This window comes from Micromonospora sp. DT228 (genome assembly GCF_049841595.1).
Taxonomy (GTDB): Bacteria; Actinomycetota; Actinomycetes; order Mycobacteriales; family Micromonosporaceae; genus Micromonospora.
The window spans coordinates 522,351-540,457 of record NZ_JBNCKO010000003.1 but is presented as its reverse complement, the minus strand read 5'-3'; the positions used below and the strand labels follow the sequence as shown (position 1 = coordinate 540,457).

Here is an 18,107-nt window from a genome sequence, read left to right as displayed (position 1 = left end):
GGCCACTGTGGCGACGAAGACGGCGACCGGTGGTCTGAGCCGGATCACCATCGTGGCCCCGCGTACCCGGATGGATCTGGCGCTGCCGTCGGACGTGCCGTTGGCCGACCTGCTCCCCACTCTGCTGCGCTACGCCGGCGAGGACATGGCCGACGAGGGCGCGCGGCACGGCGGCTGGGCACTGTCCAGGTTGGGCGGAGCGCCGCTCGACGGTGGCCGTACCACCGCGCAGCTCAGCGTCCGCGACGGTGAGGTGCTCTACTTCAACCCCCGGTCCGCGGCCGCGCCGGAGATCGTCTTCGACGACGTGGTGGATGCCGTCGCCACCGCTACCAACCAACGCCCCGGCGCCTGGCAGGCCGGCGCGACCCGGTCCTTCGCGGTGGTGTTCGCGGCGTCGGCGCTCGGCGCCGGCGCGCTCGCCGCCCTCTTCGCCGGCCCGCCGCACCTGCCCGGCGCGCTGGCCGCCCTGCTGGTGGCGGTGGCGCTGCTGGTCGGCGCGGCGGTGCTGTCCCGGGCCGCCGCCGACAGCCGCACCGGCGCGGTGCTGGCCATGGTCGCCCTCGGGCATGCCGCCGTCGGTGGTCTGCTGCTGCTCGCCGGCGACCGGCCGCTCACCGAGTTGGCCAGCCCGCACGTGCTGCTCGCGGCGACCGCCGCGGTGGTCGCGGGCGCGGTCGCCGTGCTGGCGGTCGGTGACCGTTACCCGCTCTTCTTCGCGGCGATCGGGGTGGGTGCCGCCACCGGGCTGGGCGCATTGCTCTGCCTGGTCCTCGGCCTCGACGCGCCGGCCGCCGCGGCGGCGGTGGCGGCCGTCGCGTTCGGCGTGGTGCCGGCACTTCCGATGGCGGCCTACCGGCTGGCGCGACTGCCGGTGCCCTCGATCCCGACCGGTCCGGAGGACCTGAAGACCGACAGCGAGTCGGTCGACGGCCGGCAGGTGCTCCAGCGCAGCGAACGCGCCGACCAGTTCATGACGGGTCTGCTGTGGACCGTCTCGGTGCTGGTGCTGGGCGCACAGTTCGTGCTCGCCCTGGACGGGCGCGGGGCGGCGGTGCTGCTGTGCCTGGTGTTGGCCCTGCTGTCGTTGCTGCGGGCCCGACCGCTGCTGGGCCGCGCCCAGCGCACCCCCGTGCTGCTGGCCGGCACCGTGGGGTTGGGCCTGGCGGCCGCCGCCACGTTCGCGGGCGGGTCGCTGGCGGTTCAGCTCGGTCTGATCCTGGGCGGGCTGGTGCTGGCCGCCGTGGTCAGCCTGATCTACGGGCTGACCGTCGCCGGTAAACGCATCTCGCCGGTCTGGGGCCGGCTGCTCGACATCGCCGAGATCATGCTGATCATCTCGCTGGTCCCGCTCGCGTTCTGGGTCTGCGGGCTCTACGGCTGGATCGTCAACCTCCGGCCGTGACGGGACGCGCCGGCCACACCGGTCAACGCGGTTGCCGGGTCGAGACACCCAGCGCCGACGCGACGGGCGCGGTGGCGTAGACGGCAGGTCCGTGCTGGCCGTCCATGGGTCGGGCGGACGTGCCCGTCCGCTGTGCGATGTCGCGGACCACCTTGACCAGCGCCTCGACGTGGTTGTCCATCGCGGCGACCCGCAACAGCGGTGACGCCACCCGACCGTCCACCGAGACCGTCACGGCCACCGTGTGCGACGGCGCGGAGGTCGCGGTGATCGCGTCCACAAGCGGGCCGAGCGGCACTTCCGTTCGGCCGCGCAGCGCCAGGCAACGATGGGTCCAGCCACCGCCGCGCAGCTCGCGCCAGGTCTCCGCCGGCGCCTCCGGTCCCAGGTCGAGTCCGGCGGCCGAGACGACGGCCGCGCGCAGTTCGTCCCGGTTGAGCGGCCGATGGGCCAGCCCCGCCGAGGTCAGCGCCTTGCCCAACCGGCCGACCCCGGCGGCCACCGTCCGGTGCACGCCGGCGAGCCCACCGCCCCGGCTCACCGCCTCCGCCCGGGCATCGCCGACGGTCAGCCGAAGCGCCACCCAGACGGTCCGGTGCGCAGCCGGCGGCGCACCGGGCGTCGGGTACCACACCAGGGTGTGCGCGACCACCTGGGTACGCGAGACCGGTGCGCTGAAGTCCGCGAGCACCCGCACCACCAGGTCCACCGTGGCCGCGGACACCGATCCGGCAGTCGCACCGCTGGCGGGCTGCAACGCGACGGCCGCGAACCAGCCCTCGTCGTCACGCCCGATGCCGAGCCGGGTGCCGCGGTCGGTCAACTCGATCACGCTCAACTCGGGGGCGAGCGCCGCCAACCGCGGGTCGCCGGCCGTGCCGCCTCCCACCACCGCGGACGCGCGCTCGCCGCGCCGCCGCAGCCGCCCGCGCAACAGCAGGTACTCGAACCACCAGAGGCCTCCGTGCCGGGCGAAGGTGGCGCCGACGAGCAGCGCCCCGCCGCCGGCCGCCACGCCGAGCAGCCAGCTGGGCCCGGCCGACGCGGCCCAGACGCCGAGCACGCACAGCTCCAACACGACGAGCTGCCCGACAAGCACCGGGCCAAGCCGGCCACGGCCGGGGCGGTCCGTCGGCGGCGTCGGCCGCGCCGCCACCTCGGTCGGGTCCGTGGCCGCTCGGGCGGGTCGCGCCTGAACCTGCGTCATCGCTGACTGTCCCTCCTGCACGGTACGGCTCTGCGCCGGGTCGGTCCGGTGCCAACCACGAGCGGTGGTCCCGAGGAACCTCCGTCGGCCCCTTATCGTAGGGAAGCCCGCGACGGCACCCCGACCTGATCGTCGCGGATCCACCCCGCCGGAGGTAAGTCATGCGGACCCGCCGCGATCAGGTGCAGGCGTACCGCTTCGTCACCCGCCGGATCGTCTCCGCGCTGCTGTCGGGCGACCCGGAGACCACGAACCTCCCGATGCGACGGCTCGGCATGGCCGTCTTCGGCAGTGTCGTCGCCGCCGCCGTCGTGCTCGGTGGGGTCGGTGCCTACGGCCAGTTGACCGGCAACACGGTGCCACTGAAGGACCAGACGCTCGTCATCGAACGGGAGACCGGCGCGACGTACGTGTTCATGAACGGGCAGCTGCATCCGACGCTCAACTACACCTCGGCCCGCCTGGTGCTCAACCAGCCGGACGCGGCGGCACGGACGATGTCCCAGGCGGCACTGCGGGACCAGCCCCGCGGGCTCACCCTCGGCATCGTCGGTGCGCCGGACGCCCTGCCGGGCCGCAAGTCGCTGACCGGCCTGCCCTGGTCTGTCTGCGACGTGCCCGACCCGGTCGACCCCGCGCGTTCCAGCACCCGGTTGGTGATCGACCGGGTGCTGCCCGGCGGCGTGCCGCTGGGCGACCGCGCGGTGCTCGTCGTGATGGACGATCAGCGGTATCTGCTCACCAACAACTCCCGCCTCCAGGTGCTCGACGGGGATCCGACGATCACGGCGCTGAAGATGTCCCGCGCCACTCCGCTGCGGGTGGGTCAGCAACTGCTCAACGCCGTGCCGGCCGGGCCGCCGCTGCGCAAACCGGCGCTGCCCGGCGAGGGCGAGAGCAGCGTGCGGACGGTGGCCGGCCGGCCCGCCATCGTCGGTCAGGTGTTCAGCGCCGCCGGGCAGCACTACGTACTGACCCGGGAGGGTCTCGCCCCGATCAGTGAGATCACCGCGCTGCTGATGGTGCGCGGCGGTGGCCAGATCACCGACATCACGCCGGATCAGGCTGGCGAGCTCTACGTCGAGCAGCGGGTGGACGAGGAGGGGCTGCCGACCGCGCTGCCGGCCGTCTACCAGGCCAGACCCGGTCAGACCACGCTCTGCGCGACGTACCGGGCGGGCAGCGCGGGCGGCCAGCCGACCACCACCCTGGAGGTCTTCGACCGGGCGCCCGCCGAGCTGACCGCGGGCGGCCCGGTGCCGGCGCCCCAGACCAGGCGGGACGCCGTCCGCACCGCCGAGACGGTGCTGCTGCCCGGCGGCAAGGGCGTCATCGCGCAGGCCTCGCCCGGCGCCGGGACCAGTGGATCCGGCGCCGCCGGGTCGACGATCTACCTGATCACCCCGCAGGGCATCCGGTATCCACTCGGCTCGGCGGCGACGCTCGACGTACTCGGCTACGGAGGGGTCACCCCGCTGGCGGTGCCCGGCTCGCTGCTCGCACTGATCCCGACCGGGCCCACCCTCACCCAGGAGAACGCGATGGCGGTCTTCGCACCCGACGCCCCGGCGCCGGCCGCACCGGCGCCGGCCGCACCGCCGGCAGTCGTACCGCCGGTCGGTGGAGCGGGCGGCGGGACTCCGGCGGGATCGACCGGGGGCAGCGGCTGAGCAGCCGTGACGGGTCGCACCGAAGAGCGGCGGTGGACTAACCTGAATGCCGCTGACGGTTGTCAACCAGAACGACGGGGATGTTGCCATGGCCGGGCGTACGGAAGTCGACCTGTTGTCCCTTGAGGACTTTCACGACCACCTCGCTTCGCGGTTGAGCCAGGTCGAGTCGGTGCTGCGCAAGCTCAACAGCGAGATGCAGTGCCGCCCTCCGGCGTTGGGCTCGTTCTTCGACGCCACCGACAAGGCGCGTCGCTACAGCGAGGTGCACCAGTCCTACGTGGACCAGGCCGAGCGGATCCGGCAGGCGGTGCTGGCCGCGCAGCAGGCCACGGGCACGATTCTGACCAACTACCGCACCGCGGAGGCGCGTAACGCCGCCAACGCCACCGACGTGTCCGCGGCGCTGACCGGGGTCGATCGGGCGTTGCAGCCGAAGGAGAACGGCCGTGTCTGAGTACACCGCGCGCTACCAGGACAGCAGCCATCAGCAGTTGTACGACGGCGTGATGGCCGGCAAGCCGGAGCAGATCGAGGGCGTTGCCGCCCAGTGGGCCGAGCTCAAGGGGATCCTCGACGGGCTCGGCCGGGAGTTGAGCGGCGACCTGGAAAAGCTCGGCAACACCTGGACGGGGTCGGCGGGTCGGGAGTTCCACCGGCGACTCAGCCTGATCGTCGCCCACTCCGACGCCCTGAGCGACGGGATGTCGGGCATCAAGCAGGGGCTGACCATGATGGCCGACCATCTGCGCACCGCCCACAAGCAGGCGGAGAGCCCCGAGGAGACCGACGACAACGACAAGGCGATCTCCGGCACGATCAAGGGTGCCGCCACCTTCGGTCTGCCCGGCGCGATGGTCATGGGCTTCGTGGGTCACCAGCAGGACAAGCAGGAGCAGGAGAAGGCCCACCAGCGGATGGTCAACCTGGTGGCCGAGCTGGCCAGCGGCTACGAGATCTCCGCGTACGACCGGGTGGTCGACCCGCCGCTGCCCGACCCGGACACCCCCAACCGGATCAACACGGAGCCGACGACGCCGCAGAGCGTTTCGGCCATCGCCAAGGCGAGCGCCGGGCCCGGCAGCAGCAACGTCTCCGCGCACACCGGCAGCGCGACCATCTCGAAGCTTGAGCGCGCCGACCCACCACCTGTCGTCGGTGACGGCTCGGTCTCCGACCGGGGTGGCGCGGGCATCGGTGGCACGCCCGCCGTGGCCACTGGCCCGCTCGGCGCCGGCAGCGACATCGACCAGCGCGGCACTGTCCTCGCCGGTGCGGATCCGCTGGTCAGCGGCGCGCTGCTCACCGGTGGCGCCGCCGCCGGGCTGGCCGGCCTGTCCGGCGCGGCTCCGGTGGCCACCGCCGCGAGCGCCGGCCCCGGGCTGCTCTACGGGGCGCCAGGTGGGGCACCTGCCGGCGGGGTCCTGCGCACCGCCGCGCTCGCCGGTTCGAGCAGCACCCCCACCTCCTCGGCTCGGCCGTCAGGTGGTGCGCCCCCGGCCGAGGGTCGGTCTGCCAGCGGCATCGGGCGCAGCGTGGACGGCCAGCGTGGCGGCAACGGCGGTCGAGCGGCGACGGGTGGTGTGGGTTCCGGCCGCAACGGCGCCGGCGTGCTCGGTGGGCGGGGTCGGCCGGAGGACGACGACTCCGACGAGCGGCTGACCTGGTTGACCGAGGACGAGATGGTGTGGCACGACGGCGAGCACGCCGCGCCGCCGGTGCTCGGCACCGGCATCTGACCACGAGCCGCCGCAGGCCGACTCGCGGTGCCCCCGATCGGACCCGATCCGGCCCGGGGGCACCGCGTTTTCCGGGTGTCGTTCCCCGTCGTCCACAGTGCGCATGGTGGTGGCGGTCACGCCGGACCGGGCCGTCGCCGTGCTGCGGCACGGTGGGGCAGGCGATAGGTTGGTCGGGTGTCGTCCGCAGTGTTTGTCCGCCCGGCCCGTTGGGCTGTGTTGCGGTCACTGCGTGAGCTGACCCGACTGGCGATCACCGCGCTGGTGCTCGCGGTCGGCCTGGGCGGCGCCCTCGCCGCCTCCCCACCGCCCGCCTCGACGCAGCTACGGCCCAGCGCCGTGAGCAGCCGGGTGGCAAGTGTCCGTCCCGATGCCACGCCGGTCACCGAGCGGGCCGCCGAGCCCGCTGCCGCCCGGCCCGCCGGCACGACTGACACCGCCACGCTGGCCGGGCCGATCGCGGAGGGCCCCGGTCGGGCTCCCGCCGTCGATCCCGGCCGTGGCGCTGTCGCGCGACGCGGCCCACCCACCCGCTGATCCTGGCCCGGTGATCCCCGGGGCCCGGTCCCGGTTGTCCGTCGCAGCGGCTGAGTCGCCCTCGACGGGATGACCCCGGCACCCGGCCGACCGCCGCCGTCGGGCTCCTCCTGCCACCCGTCGATACCCGCCTTCGACCGCGAGGTGCTGATCATGCGAACCATCCTCTCCGCCGCCCTGCCCGACCTCTCCCGGGCCGCCGTCATCTGGCTGAGCCTGCTCGGGCTCGTCGGCGTCGCCGTCTCCGCTCTGCTGCTGCGACCCGGCCGGTTCCGCCTCGACCCGGGCGCCCGAATCCGCCGCGCGGCCATGCCGAGCCAACTCGAACAGGCGCACGAGGAGCGGGAGCAGAGCCGCTACGCGCAGGAGGTCGCGGTGGCCGCGACGCGGGCGACCACCACCGCTTCGCGCCGCCGGACGGAGTGGGTGGCCGCGCAGGAGGAGGTCGAGGCGGCCTGGCAGGCGTACGAGGCCGCCGAGGCCGCCGTCCGACGCCTCGACGCGGCAGCCGCCATGCCACTGCCGCAGACCGTCCGGACTCCCGCCGAGTACGCGGACCGCGAGCGCTACCTGCACCGTGCCGCGCTGGACGCGTACTGGCGGCGAGAGTTGTCGGTGGAGCAGCTCAGCGACGTCTTCGCGCACCGCGACGGCTGGGACCCGCGGCTGCACCCGGTCGCGCAGGAACTGGTGCTGCGGCGGGCGATCCGGGACAACCTGGCGGCCCGGCACGCCGCGGCCCGCGACCAGGAGCAGGTTGCCTGGCGGGCGGCCGAGTTGGCCGTCGCGGCGGCCCGCAGTCTGCGCGAGGAGGCCCACGCCGCGACCGGGCGACGGGTCGCCGAGTCGGCGTCGGTGCTGCCGCTCAGCGAGGTTGCCAGGCCGTTGGTCGAGCAGACCCGGGAGAACAAGGTGACCGCTCGCGGCCGCGCGGCGGTGCCCGCGTTCTGAGCCGTACGACTCCCGGTGGGTTAGCGTGACGGCATGTCCCGACAGGCGTGGGTCCTCGTGGTGGTCGCCGGCATCCTGGCGATCGCCACGCTCGTCGGCGCCGTGGTGCTGGCGGTGCGTGTGGTGCGTACGCGACGGATGTTGACCGGCCTCGGGGCGGGCGGCAAGGTCGCCTTCTACGGCGCGCTCGTCTACACGATCTTCCCGATCGACATCCTTCCGGATCCGATCTACCTGGACGACATGGGTGTTCTGGCCGCCGCGCTGATCTATCTCACCCGGCTCGTGCACAGGCGTCGGGCGGCCGGCCACCAACTGCCCGGCCAGCCCGATTCGCCGACCGATCGGGAGCGGGCACGCCGTCAGGTGCCATGATCGGGGTCGGTTCGGTGGACAGGGGACGGGCATGGCGGGCGATCATCGGTTGGACGTGCACGACGAGCGTGTTGTCGCCTTCTGCGCGGAACGTCACCTCGCGACCCTGACCACGATTCGTGCGGACGGGACCCCGCACGTCGTACCGGTCGGGGTGACCCTCGATCCGGCGGCCGGGCTGGCCCGGGTCATCACCTCCGGCAGCTCCCGTAAGGCCCGCCAGGTGGCCGCCGCCGGTGCGGCGGGCGCGGCGGTGGCGGTCTGCCACGTGGACGGCCGCCGCTGGCTGACCATCGAGGGCCGCGCGGTGCTGCGGTCGGATCGGGCCGCCGTGGCGGAGGCGGAGCGCCGCTACGCCGAGCGGTATCGGACCCCACGTCCGAATCCCGAACGCGTCGTCCTCGAGATCACCGTGACCGGGCTGCTCGGCAGCCTGTGACGTAGCGGGCGCCGGAATCCCGCCCCGCCGGCAGCGGTTGCACCTCATCGGCGACACCCGCGCCCAGGGCGTGTGTCAAAGTCCGCCGACCAGGGGCTTCGACACACGCCCCAGGGGCCGGCGGAATGCCCGCCACCGCGGAGCCGTTACCTACCCGGGACGCCCAGGGCCGAGACCGGCCGCTGGTCGTCGCCCCGTGCTGAGCCGAGCGCCATTCCCGGTGCTGCGCCCTCCGCCAGTTGGAGGCGCCAACCCCCGAACGGAGACTCGACAATGAACCCGATCATCCAGAAGAGCGGGCTGTCCGTCGTCGGCATGCTTGTCGCCGGCGGTTGCGCCCTCGGCCCGGCGGTAGCCGCCCAGGCCGCGCCGGCCCAGGCCGCACCGACCTCGTCGAGCCAGACCGACAGGTCCGCCGAGCGGGTCCTCGACGTCGACTACCAGGCTCAGCCGAACTTCTTCTACTGCGGCCCGGCCGCGACGCGGATCGCGTTGTCCGCCCAGGGCAAGGCGCTCGACCAGGACGCGGTGGCAAGCCTGTTGGGCACCACCGAGGCGGGCACCCCCTCGGCGCTGGACACCACCCGGGTCCTGAACCAGCTGACCGGCGGTAAGTACCGGACCACCGAGATTCGTGACTCGGTGGCCCGCCCGGATCAGGTCGAGCAGCTCCGCCGGGACGTGCGGGCCGCGGTGGACGCCGGTCGACCGGTGGTGGCCAACATCAAGGGCACCACCGTGGACACCGACGGCAACCCGCACTCGTACGAGGGCGGCCACTATCTGACCCTCGTCGGCTACCGCGACGGTGGCGACACCATCCGGGTCGCCGACCCGGCCGACCCGGCGCTTGGCGAGTACTGGGTGAGCCTGCCGAAGGTCGCCAACTGGATCGCGGAGCGCGGCTACTCCGCCTGACAATCCGAGCAGGTCACCGGGCCGGTCGCTCCCTCGCGGGGCGACCGGCCCGGCCGTCGTCGCGCATCCGGGCGGCCAGGTGCGCACGACGGCGGACCCGGGCGGCCCGGGTCGGACGGATCCGCCGCAGTTGTCGCCGGACCGGCGGGTGGACCTCGGCTATGCCGACGCCGGCCGCCCGGCGCACGATCCGATTGGCGTCGTCGGGTTCACAGCCGGACGCCCGGAGCAGGTCGCTTGCCGACGTCCGCAACCCGGTGACGAGCGACTCGCCGAACGACTTGACCCCGCTCGCGGAGGCTCGCCCGGCCAACTCGGCGCTCTGCTCGACCAACCGGCGGGTGCGCCGGGGGTCATCACCAGTCCGGTTTTCCGTCCGCATCTCCGCCACCGCCTGACCCAACCGGCCCATCGCGTCCGGCAGCTCGGGCGGGATCGGCTCGTCGTACTGCAGTGCTGTCGACGCCCACCGAGCCAGTGCGCGGGTGTCCAGCAGCAGCCGCTCCAGGTGATCGGCGCTGCGGGCGTACCTGTGGTACTGCTGGCGGCGGTGCCAACGGGCCGGAGCGATCGTCACCACCTCCTCCGCGCCGCTGAGCGCGTCGTGGAGCCGGCTCAGGTCGTCGTCGGTGCCACGCAGCTTCTCCAGGACGCGCATCGTCCCGTCGCCGTCGCGCGCCCGCAACGCGGTCGCCAGGTCGCCGAGTTGCGCGCAGAGGGTCGCGTAGATCGGCGCCGCGGCCCGGTCCAGCACCCGCATCGGGTTGATCGGTAACAGCAGCGCGACCACCACCAGGCCAACCGCTCCGCCGACCAGCGCGTCGAAGATCCGGGGCACCTCCAGCCCTCGTTCCATCGGGGCCAGCGTGGCGATCAGCACGGCGGTACCGCCGGCCTGCCCGACGAGCGGGCCGCCCTTGCCGGCCACCAGCAACGCCGCGGCGATCGCGAGCGCGACCACCACGCCGGTCTGCCACGGGCCGGAGCCGAGCAGGAAACGCAACGTGTCGCCGATGACGATGCCGAGGGCCACACCGGCCAGCAGCGCGAAGGTGCGCCGGGCCCGCTGTCCGATGGCGGTGGCGATCGTACCGACGGCCGCGGCGGGAGCGAAGACGTGCGATCCGGGGCCGAGCAGGTTCTTGGCGAGCAGCGCCGCGATCGCGGCGGCCAGCCCGGCCTGGAGTGAGATCACCAGGGTGACCTCCCACTGTCGGGCCCGGATCCGGCCGGCCTGCCCGCTGCGGCGACGCGCCCGCCGAACCGCCCGGCCGCTCCGCTCGGCGGCGTCGTCGAGCCGCGACTGCTCGCGGTCGGCGGGTGGGCGGTCGTCGGCCATGGCGGCGGTTACCCCGACGACGGCCGGGCAACCGTGCCGGTCGTCCACCACCGGCACCTCGGGCACCGCCGGCACCCATCGTCAACCATAGGTTTGTGCAGCCCCATGGGGGTACCAGGGCCACACACCTCCTCGCCTGCACGCCGCGACCGCCCGGGAGGAGTTGATCGAGGCGGCCAACCGGGTGACGAGGGTCAAGAAGATCGGCCCGACCCGGCCCCACCCGGGCGCACCGGACCATCCGCCGGCGAACCGACTGCTCGCCCCCGGCATCGGTCTGGTCGACCGGATCCGCGACGCGTTGAGCGGCCGGCCCAGCTCGATGGACGAGCTACCCGGGAGGCAACAACACTGACGCCGCGCGATCCGCGAACGCCCACCCGGTAGACGCCGGCCGGCGTACGATCCGCGCGGGCAGCGACCCACGCAGCGGTACGGGTGTCAGCGCTCCACCGGCTGGGTACCGACCTCGCCGAGATCGAGGAGGACCGACATGGCCGCAGACGGACCCGAGGCGACAACAGGCGGCCCCGGGCCGCGCCAGACCTGGGCGGCCCTGCCCTGGCTGGTCCGGACCGCGGTGTCGTGGAGCGCCTGCCTGGTGGTGGTCATCGCCGGTCTCTACCTGCTGGGCAAGATCGCCGTCCTGCTGGCGCCACTGGCCATCGCGCTGGCCGCCACCATCTTCCTCACCGCGCTGCTCGACCCGGTGCTGCTGCTGCTTCGTCGGCTGCGCCTGCCGGCGGCGCTGGCCGCGCTGTGCACCGTACTGCTGCTGCTCGGCATCCTGGTCGGTGTCGGCGCCCTGGTGTGGAATCTGACGGCCAGCCAGTTCGACCAGCTCAGCCAACAGTTGACGGAGGGGGTCGAGCGCAGCCGGGACTTCGTGACGTCCACGCTGCCGGTCAGCGACGCACAACTGGACCGGCTTGTCGACCAGGCCCGGGAGGGCCTCAGCGGCAGCTCGCCGGACCCGGTGGCCGGCGCCCGGACCGCCACCGAGGTGTTCGGCTCCGCGCTGCTCGCCCTGGTGCTGCTCTTCTTCCTGCTCAAGGACGGCCGGTCGATGTGGCACTGGGTGCTGTCGCGGGTGTCCGGCGCGAACCAGCCGGTGCTGGCCGAGGCCGGCCGGGCCGGTTGGCAGACGTTGGGCGCGTACAGCCGGGGCACCATGCTCATCGCCGCCATCGACGCGCTGGGCATCGGGTTGGCGCTCGTGGTGCTGCGGGTGCCGCTCGCCCTGCCGCTGGCGCTGATCACCTTCCTCGGCGGTTTCGTGCCGATCATCGGGGCGACGGTGGCCGGCGCGGTCGCCGTGTTGGTGGCACTGGCCGCGAACGGCCCCACCACCGCCCTGCTCACCCTGGCCGCCGTGATCGCCGTGCAGCAGATCGAGGGCAACCTGCTGGAACCACTGATCATGAAGCGACAGGTCCGGCTGCACCCGGCGGTGATCCTGGTGGCGGTCACCGCCGGCACGCTGATCGCGGGGATAGCTGGCGCGTTCGTCAGCGTCCCGATCACCGCCGTCCTCTGGCGCGTCATCGACACCGTCCAACAGCGTCGCGCCGCCTCCGCCCTCACGTCCTGAGGGTGATGGTCAGCGCAACTTCGTGGTGAACCACGTGCCGGCCTGCTCGGCGACCTGCTCCAGGGTGCCGGGCTCCTCGAAGAGGTGGGTGGCGCCCGGGACCACCCGCAGCTCGCCGACCTCCCCCAGCTCCGCGAGCGCCCGCTCGTTGAGCGTGATCACTTCCTCGTCCAGGCTGCCCACGAGCAACAACGTCGGGGTACGCACCTGGGCCAGCGCCGCGCCGGCCAGGTCCGGCCGGCCGCCCCTACTGACCACGGCACCCACCCGATCCGCGCGGGACGCCGCCGCGACCAGGGCGGCGGCGGCACCCGTGCTGGCCCCGAACAGACCGATCGGAACGTCACCGGCGGGCCGCTCGACCGCCAACCAGTCGACGATCCCGGCCAGCCGGCTGGCCAGCAGCCCGATGTCGAACCGCAGCTCGGCGGTGCGGGCGTCCACCTCGTCCTCGGCGGGGCTGAGCAGGTCCACGAGCACAGTCGCGAGCCCGCGGTCGTGAAGCGTACGGGCCACCGCCACGTTGCGCGGGCTGTGCCGGGAGCTGCCACTGCCGTGCGCGAAGAGCACCACACCGACCGGCTGAGCGGGCAGCATCAGGTCGGCGGCGAGCGCAACGTCCCCGACCGGGATTGTCACCGTGCCGCGCTGCTCGTCCATGCCCCCACCTCCGCGGTGCTCGCCGGTGCTCCGAGTACCCCGCCCGCCGCGCGGCACGCCCGTCGGCGGCCGCGTCAGTCCGGGCCCGTGGGCACGCGGCCGGGCCGCGTTTGCCCGATCGGGCGCCGGGTACGCGACGAGCGACCGCAGACCGTGTCGGCGCAACCGCGCCCCGACGGATCGCGAGGATCGTCATGGCCAAGCAGCAGATTTCCCGGCAGCAGCAGCTGACCGAGCGGGCCCAGCGGGAACAGGACGCCGAGCGCAACCAGGACGTCGGGGATCAGGATTTCGGGGACCAGGCCGCCTCGGCCCGGCTGCCCGACGACCCGTTGGCGGCGGCGCCCCGGGACGCGATCGGACGGCCGTCGACAGGCGAACCCGTCTGACGTGACGTGGTGGTGCCGGTCGGGGCGGGAGCACTCCCGCCCCGACCGTCACGTCACGTTCGCGCGTTCGGGCAACCGCAGCAGCGGTGACCTGCCCGGTGGCTGCTCGGGCGGCGGGCCGGCCGGCTCGGCCGGCGGCACCGGCACCGTCACCGGTTCGTCGCAGGTCACCCGCAGCACCTGGTCGTGGTGGCGCAACTCCACCACGTCGTCCGGACCGCCGTGCCGCAGCGAGTACGTCGTCTGGTGCGGGCGGACATCCACCCGCAGCGCCAACCCCCGCCACTGCAGCGAGAACTCCAGCCGGCTGAGTCGGCTGGAGAGCCGAGGCGCGAAGGACAACTCGCCGTCGTGGTCCCGGAGCCCGCCGAGCCCACTGACCAGGGCGAGCCAGGCGCCAGCCAACGACGCCATGTGCACGCCGTCACGAGTGTTCTCGTTGAGGTCGTGCAGGTCCATGAGGGCGGCCTCGCGCAGGTAGGTGTGCGCGAGTTCCGGGTGGCCCACCTCGGCGGCGAGCACCGCCTGCGTGCAGGCCGACAGCGACGAGTCGCGTACGGTGCGGCGCTCGTAGTAGAGGAAGTTGCGGACCTTCTGCTCGGGGGTGAACGCGTCCCCCCGCCAGTGCATGGCGAGGACCAGGTCTGCCTGCTTGACCACCTGCTTGCGGTACAGCTCGAAGTACGGGTAGTGCAGCAGCAGCGGGTATTTTTCCGCCGGGGTGTGCGGGAAGTCCCACTCCTGCAGCCGGGTGAAGCCCTCCACCTGCTGGTGCACGTCGAGTTCCTCGTCGTAGGGAATGTGCATGGAGGTGGCGGCGTCCCGCCAACTCGCCGCCTCCTCGTCGGTGACCCCGAGGTGGAACGCCTCGTCCCGGTAGCGCATCACGACGTCGGCGGCCGCGAGCAGGTTCCGCTGTGCCATCAGGTTGGTGTAGATGTTGTCGTTCTTCACGGCGGTGTACTCGTCCGGGCCGGTGACGCCGTCGATGTGGAACTGGCCGTGCCGGTCGTGGTGGCCGATCGAGCGCCACAGCCGGGCGGTCTCCACGAGCAACTCCAGCCCGATCTCCTGCTCGAACTGGGTGTCCCCGGTGACCATCACATAGCGGCGCGCGGCGTCGGCGATGTCGGCGGCGATGTGGAAGGCAGCCGTGCCAGCCGGCCAGTAGCCGGAGGATTCCGGTCCCTCGATGGTCCGCCAGGGGAACGCGGCCCCCCTGAGGTTGAGCGTCTCGGCGCGCTCCCGCGCCGAGTCCAACGTGCTGTGCCGCCACTGCAACGCGCTGCGCACCGCGCTCGGCTGGGTGTAGGTGAGCACCGGCAACACGAACATCTCGGTGTCCCAGAAGGCGTGCCCGTCGTAACCGGGGCCGGTCAGCCCCTTCGCCGAGATCGGCCGTTGCTCGGCCCGCGCCCCGGCCTGGAGCACGTGGAAGAGACCGAACCGCACCGCCTGCTGCACCTCCGGGTCACCCTCGACGAGCACGTCTGAGGCGTCCCAGAACGCGTCGAGGTAGTTGCGCTGCTCCCGGTGCAGGCCGTCCCAGCCGTCCAGTCGGGCGCCGGCGAGCGCCGCGCCGACCTGGTCGCGTAGCGCGGGCAGCGATCGCCGACTCGACCAGCTGTACGTCAGATACTTGATCACCCGTAGCTTCTCGCCGGGCTTGAGCACGCAGGCGATCGTGGTGCGTACCCAGTCCTGGTAGCCCTCGGACTCGATCGTGGTGTGGTCCGGGCCGTGCACCTCGTGCTCCATCGCGGCGGCGACCCGCAGCCCGGAGACCTTTGTGCGGTGGATCAGCTGCCCCCCGTCCGGGGTGGTCAGCTCCTCCTCGGCCTGCAGAGGTGACTCCAGCACCGCGGCGACCCGAGGGTCCTTGCTCTGCGCGGGCAGCGACTCGTTGGCCACCAGCTCGGACTGCACGATCAGCCGGAGCGGGCCGTCGACGGCCTCCACCTCGTAGCTGATCGCGGCGACCGACCGCTGCGTGAACGAGACCAGGCGGGTGCTGCGGACCTTTACCTCCCGGCCGGCCGGCGAGCGCCAGTGCAGCTCCCGGTGCAGGGTGCCGGCCCGCAAGTCGAGGATCCGCTCGTGGGCCAGCAGCTCCCCGTATCGCACGTCGAGTGGTTCGTCGTCGACGAGCAGCCGCAACAGCTTGCCGTTCGTGACGTTGACGATCGTCTGCCCGGACTCGGGGAAGCCGTAGCCGGCCTCGGCGTACGGCAGCGGGCGCAGCTCGTAGAACGAGTTGAGGTAGGTGCCGGGCAGCCCGTGCGGCTCGCCCTCGTCGAGGTTGCCGCGCAGCCCGACGTGCCCGTTGGAGAGCGCGAAGACCGACTCTGACTGGGCCAGCACGTCCATGTCGAGCCGGGTCTCGCGGACGTGCCACGGCTCGACCGGATAGGCCCGCTCCCGGATCACGCGCGGTCCCGTTGGGTGCTCGGTTGGTGCGCGGCAGCGGTGCGGGGCGGCCCCGCCGGATCGGGGGCGTCGAGCAGCTCGGCCAGGTCCCGCACCACGATGTCGGCGCCGTGCGCGAGCAACTCGTCGGCCTGCCCGACCCGGTCGACGCCGACCACGTAACCGAAGCCGCCAGCACGGCCGGCGGCCACCCCGGAGAGCGCGTCCTCGAAGACGGCGGCCTGCGTCGGGTCCACGCCGAGCAGCCTGGCCCCGGCGAGGAACGTGTCCGGTTCCGGCTTACCGCGCAGCCCTTCCGCACGCGCCACCAGCCCGTCGACGCGGGCCTCCAGCAGCGGCGCCAGCCCTGCCGCGGCGACCACCTCGCCGCCGTTGGCGCTCGCGGTCACCACCGCCCGACGCAGCCCGGCGGCGACTGCCGCCCGCAGGTAGTGCACCGATCCGGGGTAGACCTCGACGCCGAAGTCGTGCAGGTGTTTGAGCAGCAGCACGTTCTTGCGGTTGCCGACGCCGTTGACGGTGTCGGCGTCCGGCGGGTCGTCCGGTGTGCCCTCGGGCAGCACGATGCCGCGGGAGGCGAGGAACGACCGGACGCCGTCGGCGCGGGGTCGGCCGTCGACGTAGCGGTTGTAGTCCGGCCCGGGATCGAAGGGTTGGAACGGTTCGCCGGAGGCGGCGGCACGCTGCCGGAGGAACTCGTCGAACGTCTGCGTCCAGGCGGCGTTGTGCACACGGGCGGTCTGCGTCAGCACACCGTCCAGATCGAAGAGACAGGCGGTCACGTGAGCGGGTAGGCCCAGCACGGTACGAATCTATCCACCCCGCTGGGCCGGCAAACCCGTTTCGGCCTCCTCGACACGGTTTCAGTTGGGTCGCAGCGTCCAGATCACCGTCAGGGCCGAGGTCGGTGTGCCGTCCTCGGTCGTGATCTCCACGTCGACGCCGAACTCCGGCCGCTGGCCGGAGTCGAACTCCTCGATCACGTCGAGGGCCGGCCGGCCGAGCCGGGCGGTGGCGCGCACCGGGCCCATGGCGAGCTTGCGGTAGGCGATCTCGGCGCGGACGGCGAGCGGCACGGCCCGGTCGAGCAGGTGCCCGAAGGCCGCCAGCACGACCGCGCCGGAGGCCGTCTCACCGAGGGTGAAGATGGCACCGGCGTGCGGGCCGCCCACGTGGTTGTGGGTGGCCGGCGAGTCGGGCATCCGGACGACCGCCCGGACCCCGCCCGCCGCCTCGGGCGCCACCTCGACAAATTCGAAGCCGAGGGTACGGGCGAAGGGCACCGCTTCGAGCATGCCGGCCGCCACCTGGCGGGAGTCGATTGTCATGAGCCGACGTTACTAGCCGGTAACCAAGCCGGCAACCAGGAGTTTCCGCCTTTGCCAGGCCCTCAGAGGTTGGCGATGGTCCGCAGGATCTCCGCGTAGAAGTTGCCGTCGATGCTGCGGAAGAACGCGAAGTCCTGACCCGGGTCGCCGAAGAACGGACGCAGCGTCCACGCCAGTTGGGTGCCGACGAACCCGAAGAGCAGGATCCAGATGTAGAGCAGGGTCATGCTCGCCGGCCGCTGCGTCGGCTCGCCGCGTCGGATCGAGCGGTCATTCCACGAGGACGGGTAGCCGGGCGGCAGCGTGCCCGTGGCACCTGCGGGCTGGCCACTCCACTGGGCCGGCACGTGGGCCGGCGCGGCGGTCGCGCCGTTCGGGGCGGGTTCCGCCACCGCGACCGCGGTCGGTGCGGCCGCCGGCTCGGCACTCGCGCCGGCGACCGGAGCGGCTGCCGGCGTCGAGGCGGCGGGCACCGCGGCCGGCACGGCCGGGGCCGGAGCGTTGGCGGGCGCGTTCACCTGGGCGTTGGCGGGCGACGGCGCGAGCAGGCCGTTGTCGTTGAGCACCTGCATGCCGCTGGTCAGGAAGCGCAGCCCGACAAGTGCCGACAGGGCCAGGATCGCCACGTTGAGCAGCTTGAAGAACCCGTAGTCGTTCGCGGTGATCAGGAAGAAGAGGCTGATCGGCGCGAACGCCACCGCGAGCATCGAGGTGACCGTGATCGCCACCATCACCAGCGCCAACGACTGCCGCACCGAGAGCCGCGCGCCGAAGACCAGGTTGAACAGGTAGAGCGTGGGCAGGCAGATGGTCAACGTGACCAGGAACAGCAGGGGAAGCTTCAGCGCCGAGGTCAGCGCCATCAGCGGGCTGTGGAAGAAGCCGAGCACCGCCCCGTAGCAGGCCAGCGCGATGGCGGAGCTGGCCAGCATTCGCCCGGTCAGCTTGTTCAGGTCACGCTCGGCCACGATCTGCTGCCAGATGCCCTCGCGATCGCGCAGGATGCGCTCGATGACGAGCGGGCTGGGACGGTCACCCGACACGGGCGCACCCCTTTCGGTGGTCTCTCACTGTGGACTGGGTGGGCAGACGGTAGGGCACCCGGGGCTCCGGCCGCCACCCTGCTCCGGCG

General features: G+C 73.0%; 19 protein-coding genes. 12 read left to right on the top strand and 7 right to left on the bottom strand.

Translation table 11 applies throughout. The features are described 5' to 3' along the window. Window positions 1-7: 7 nt before the first annotated feature. Window positions 8-1,405 carry a type VII secretion integral membrane protein EccD gene (gene eccD / locus ACLQ29_RS09290; RefSeq protein WP_425771192.1) on the top strand — a complete coding sequence of 466 codons (1,398 nt, stop codon included), beginning with the start codon at window positions 8-10 and terminating at the stop codon, window positions 1,403-1,405. Between the two features lie 22 nt (window positions 1,406-1,427). Here eccD and ACLQ29_RS09285 read toward each other — a convergent pair whose 3' ends face one another. Continuing rightward, window positions 1,428-2,612 (bottom strand): type VII secretion protein EccE, encoded by a 1,185-nt coding sequence (locus ACLQ29_RS09285; protein WP_425771191.1) that lies wholly within the window; start codon window positions 2,610-2,612, stop codon window positions 1,428-1,430. Between the two features lie 161 nt (window positions 2,613-2,773). On the opposite strand from ACLQ29_RS09285, the gene eccB reads away from it, so the two are divergent. The 8 genes from eccB to ACLQ29_RS09245 all read left to right on the top strand — a co-directional run bounded on the left by eccB (window position 2,774) and on the right by ACLQ29_RS09245 (window position 9,241). After that, window positions 2,774-4,282 (top strand): type VII secretion protein EccB, encoded by a 1,509-nt coding sequence (eccB, locus tag ACLQ29_RS09280; RefSeq protein WP_425771190.1) that lies wholly within the window; start codon window positions 2,774-2,776, stop codon window positions 4,280-4,282. Window positions 4,283-4,328: 46 nt separating this feature from the next. Further along, window positions 4,329-4,739 carry a hypothetical protein gene (locus tag ACLQ29_RS09275; RefSeq protein WP_425771189.1) on the top strand — a complete coding sequence of 137 codons (411 nt, stop codon included), beginning with the start codon at window positions 4,329-4,331 and terminating at the stop codon, window positions 4,737-4,739. Then, on the top strand, window positions 4,732-6,021 hold the full coding sequence (locus tag ACLQ29_RS09270) for a WXG100 family type VII secretion target (protein ID WP_425771188.1): 1,290 nt from the start codon (window positions 4,732-4,734) through the stop codon (window positions 6,019-6,021). The genes ACLQ29_RS09275 and ACLQ29_RS09270 overlap by 8 nt, the downstream gene beginning before the upstream one ends. A 177-nt stretch (window positions 6,022-6,198) precedes the next feature. Further along, window positions 6,199-6,558, top strand: a complete 360-nt coding sequence (locus ACLQ29_RS09265; protein WP_393365884.1) for a hypothetical protein — start codon at window positions 6,199-6,201, stop codon at window positions 6,556-6,558. A 153-nt stretch (window positions 6,559-6,711) separates the two neighbouring features. Then, window positions 6,712-7,509, top strand: a complete 798-nt coding sequence (locus ACLQ29_RS09260) for a hypothetical protein (protein ID WP_425771187.1) — start codon at window positions 6,712-6,714, stop codon at window positions 7,507-7,509. A gap of 33 nt (window positions 7,510-7,542) precedes the next feature. Then, window positions 7,543-7,884 (top strand): hypothetical protein, encoded by a 342-nt coding sequence (locus tag ACLQ29_RS09255; protein WP_425771186.1) that lies wholly within the window; start codon window positions 7,543-7,545, stop codon window positions 7,882-7,884. Window positions 7,885-7,915: 31 nt separating this feature from the next. After that, window positions 7,916-8,323, top strand: a complete 408-nt coding sequence (locus tag ACLQ29_RS09250; protein ID WP_425771185.1) for a pyridoxamine 5'-phosphate oxidase family protein — start codon at window positions 7,916-7,918, stop codon at window positions 8,321-8,323. Between the two features lie 273 nt (window positions 8,324-8,596). After that, entirely contained in the window at window positions 8,597-9,241 is a 645-nt protein-coding gene (locus ACLQ29_RS09245; protein WP_425771184.1) for a C39 family peptidase, read from the top strand. Window positions 9,242-9,254: 13 nt separating this feature from the next. On the opposite strand, the gene ACLQ29_RS09240 is transcribed toward ACLQ29_RS09245, so the two are convergent. Then, window positions 9,255-10,646, bottom strand: coding sequence for an FUSC family protein (locus ACLQ29_RS09240; RefSeq protein WP_425771183.1), 1,392 nt, complete (start codon window positions 10,644-10,646; stop codon window positions 9,255-9,257). 118 nt (window positions 10,647-10,764) lie between these two features. On the opposite strand from ACLQ29_RS09240, the gene ACLQ29_RS09235 reads away from it, so the two are divergent. Next, entirely contained in the window at window positions 10,765-10,935 is a 171-nt protein-coding gene (locus tag ACLQ29_RS09235) for a hypothetical protein (RefSeq protein WP_425771182.1), read from the top strand. Window positions 10,936-11,073: 138 nt separating this feature from the next. Further along, window positions 11,074-12,171, top strand: coding sequence for an AI-2E family transporter (locus ACLQ29_RS09230; RefSeq protein ID WP_425771181.1), 1,098 nt, complete (start codon window positions 11,074-11,076; stop codon window positions 12,169-12,171). A 9-nt stretch (window positions 12,172-12,180) separates the two neighbouring features. Here ACLQ29_RS09230 and ACLQ29_RS09225 read toward each other — a convergent pair whose 3' ends face one another. Further along, window positions 12,181-12,831 carry a dienelactone hydrolase family protein gene (locus ACLQ29_RS09225; protein ID WP_425771180.1) on the bottom strand — a complete coding sequence of 217 codons (651 nt, stop codon included), beginning with the start codon at window positions 12,829-12,831 and terminating at the stop codon, window positions 12,181-12,183. Window positions 12,832-13,025: 194 nt separating this feature from the next. On the opposite strand from ACLQ29_RS09225, the gene ACLQ29_RS09220 reads away from it, so the two are divergent. Continuing rightward, entirely contained in the window at window positions 13,026-13,220 is a 195-nt protein-coding gene (locus tag ACLQ29_RS09220) for a hypothetical protein (protein WP_425771179.1), read from the top strand. Window positions 13,221-13,268: 48 nt separating this feature from the next. On the opposite strand, the gene ACLQ29_RS09215 is transcribed toward ACLQ29_RS09220, so the two are convergent. The 4 genes from ACLQ29_RS09215 to ACLQ29_RS09200 form a co-directional block, all read right to left on the bottom strand. After that, window positions 13,269-15,647 (bottom strand): glycoside hydrolase family 65 protein, encoded by a 2,379-nt coding sequence (locus ACLQ29_RS09215; protein WP_425771178.1) that lies wholly within the window; start codon window positions 15,645-15,647, stop codon window positions 13,269-13,271. Next, window positions 15,644-16,450: an HAD family hydrolase gene (locus tag ACLQ29_RS09210; RefSeq protein WP_425771177.1), complete on the bottom strand. Its 807-nt coding sequence runs from the start codon at window positions 16,448-16,450 to the stop codon at window positions 15,644-15,646. Before ACLQ29_RS09210 ends, ACLQ29_RS09215 begins: the two co-directional genes overlap by 4 nt. Before the next feature lie 60 nt (window positions 16,451-16,510). Beyond that, window positions 16,511-16,975, bottom strand: coding sequence for a DUF4442 domain-containing protein (locus tag ACLQ29_RS09205; RefSeq protein WP_425771176.1), 465 nt, complete (start codon window positions 16,973-16,975; stop codon window positions 16,511-16,513). Window positions 16,976-17,037: 62 nt separating this feature from the next. Next, the gene (locus ACLQ29_RS09200) at window positions 17,038-18,018 is read right to left on the bottom strand and encodes a hypothetical protein (protein WP_425771175.1); all 981 of its coding nucleotides are present in this window, start codon (window positions 18,016-18,018) and stop codon (window positions 17,038-17,040) included. Between the last annotated feature and the right edge of the window lie 89 nt (window positions 18,019-18,107).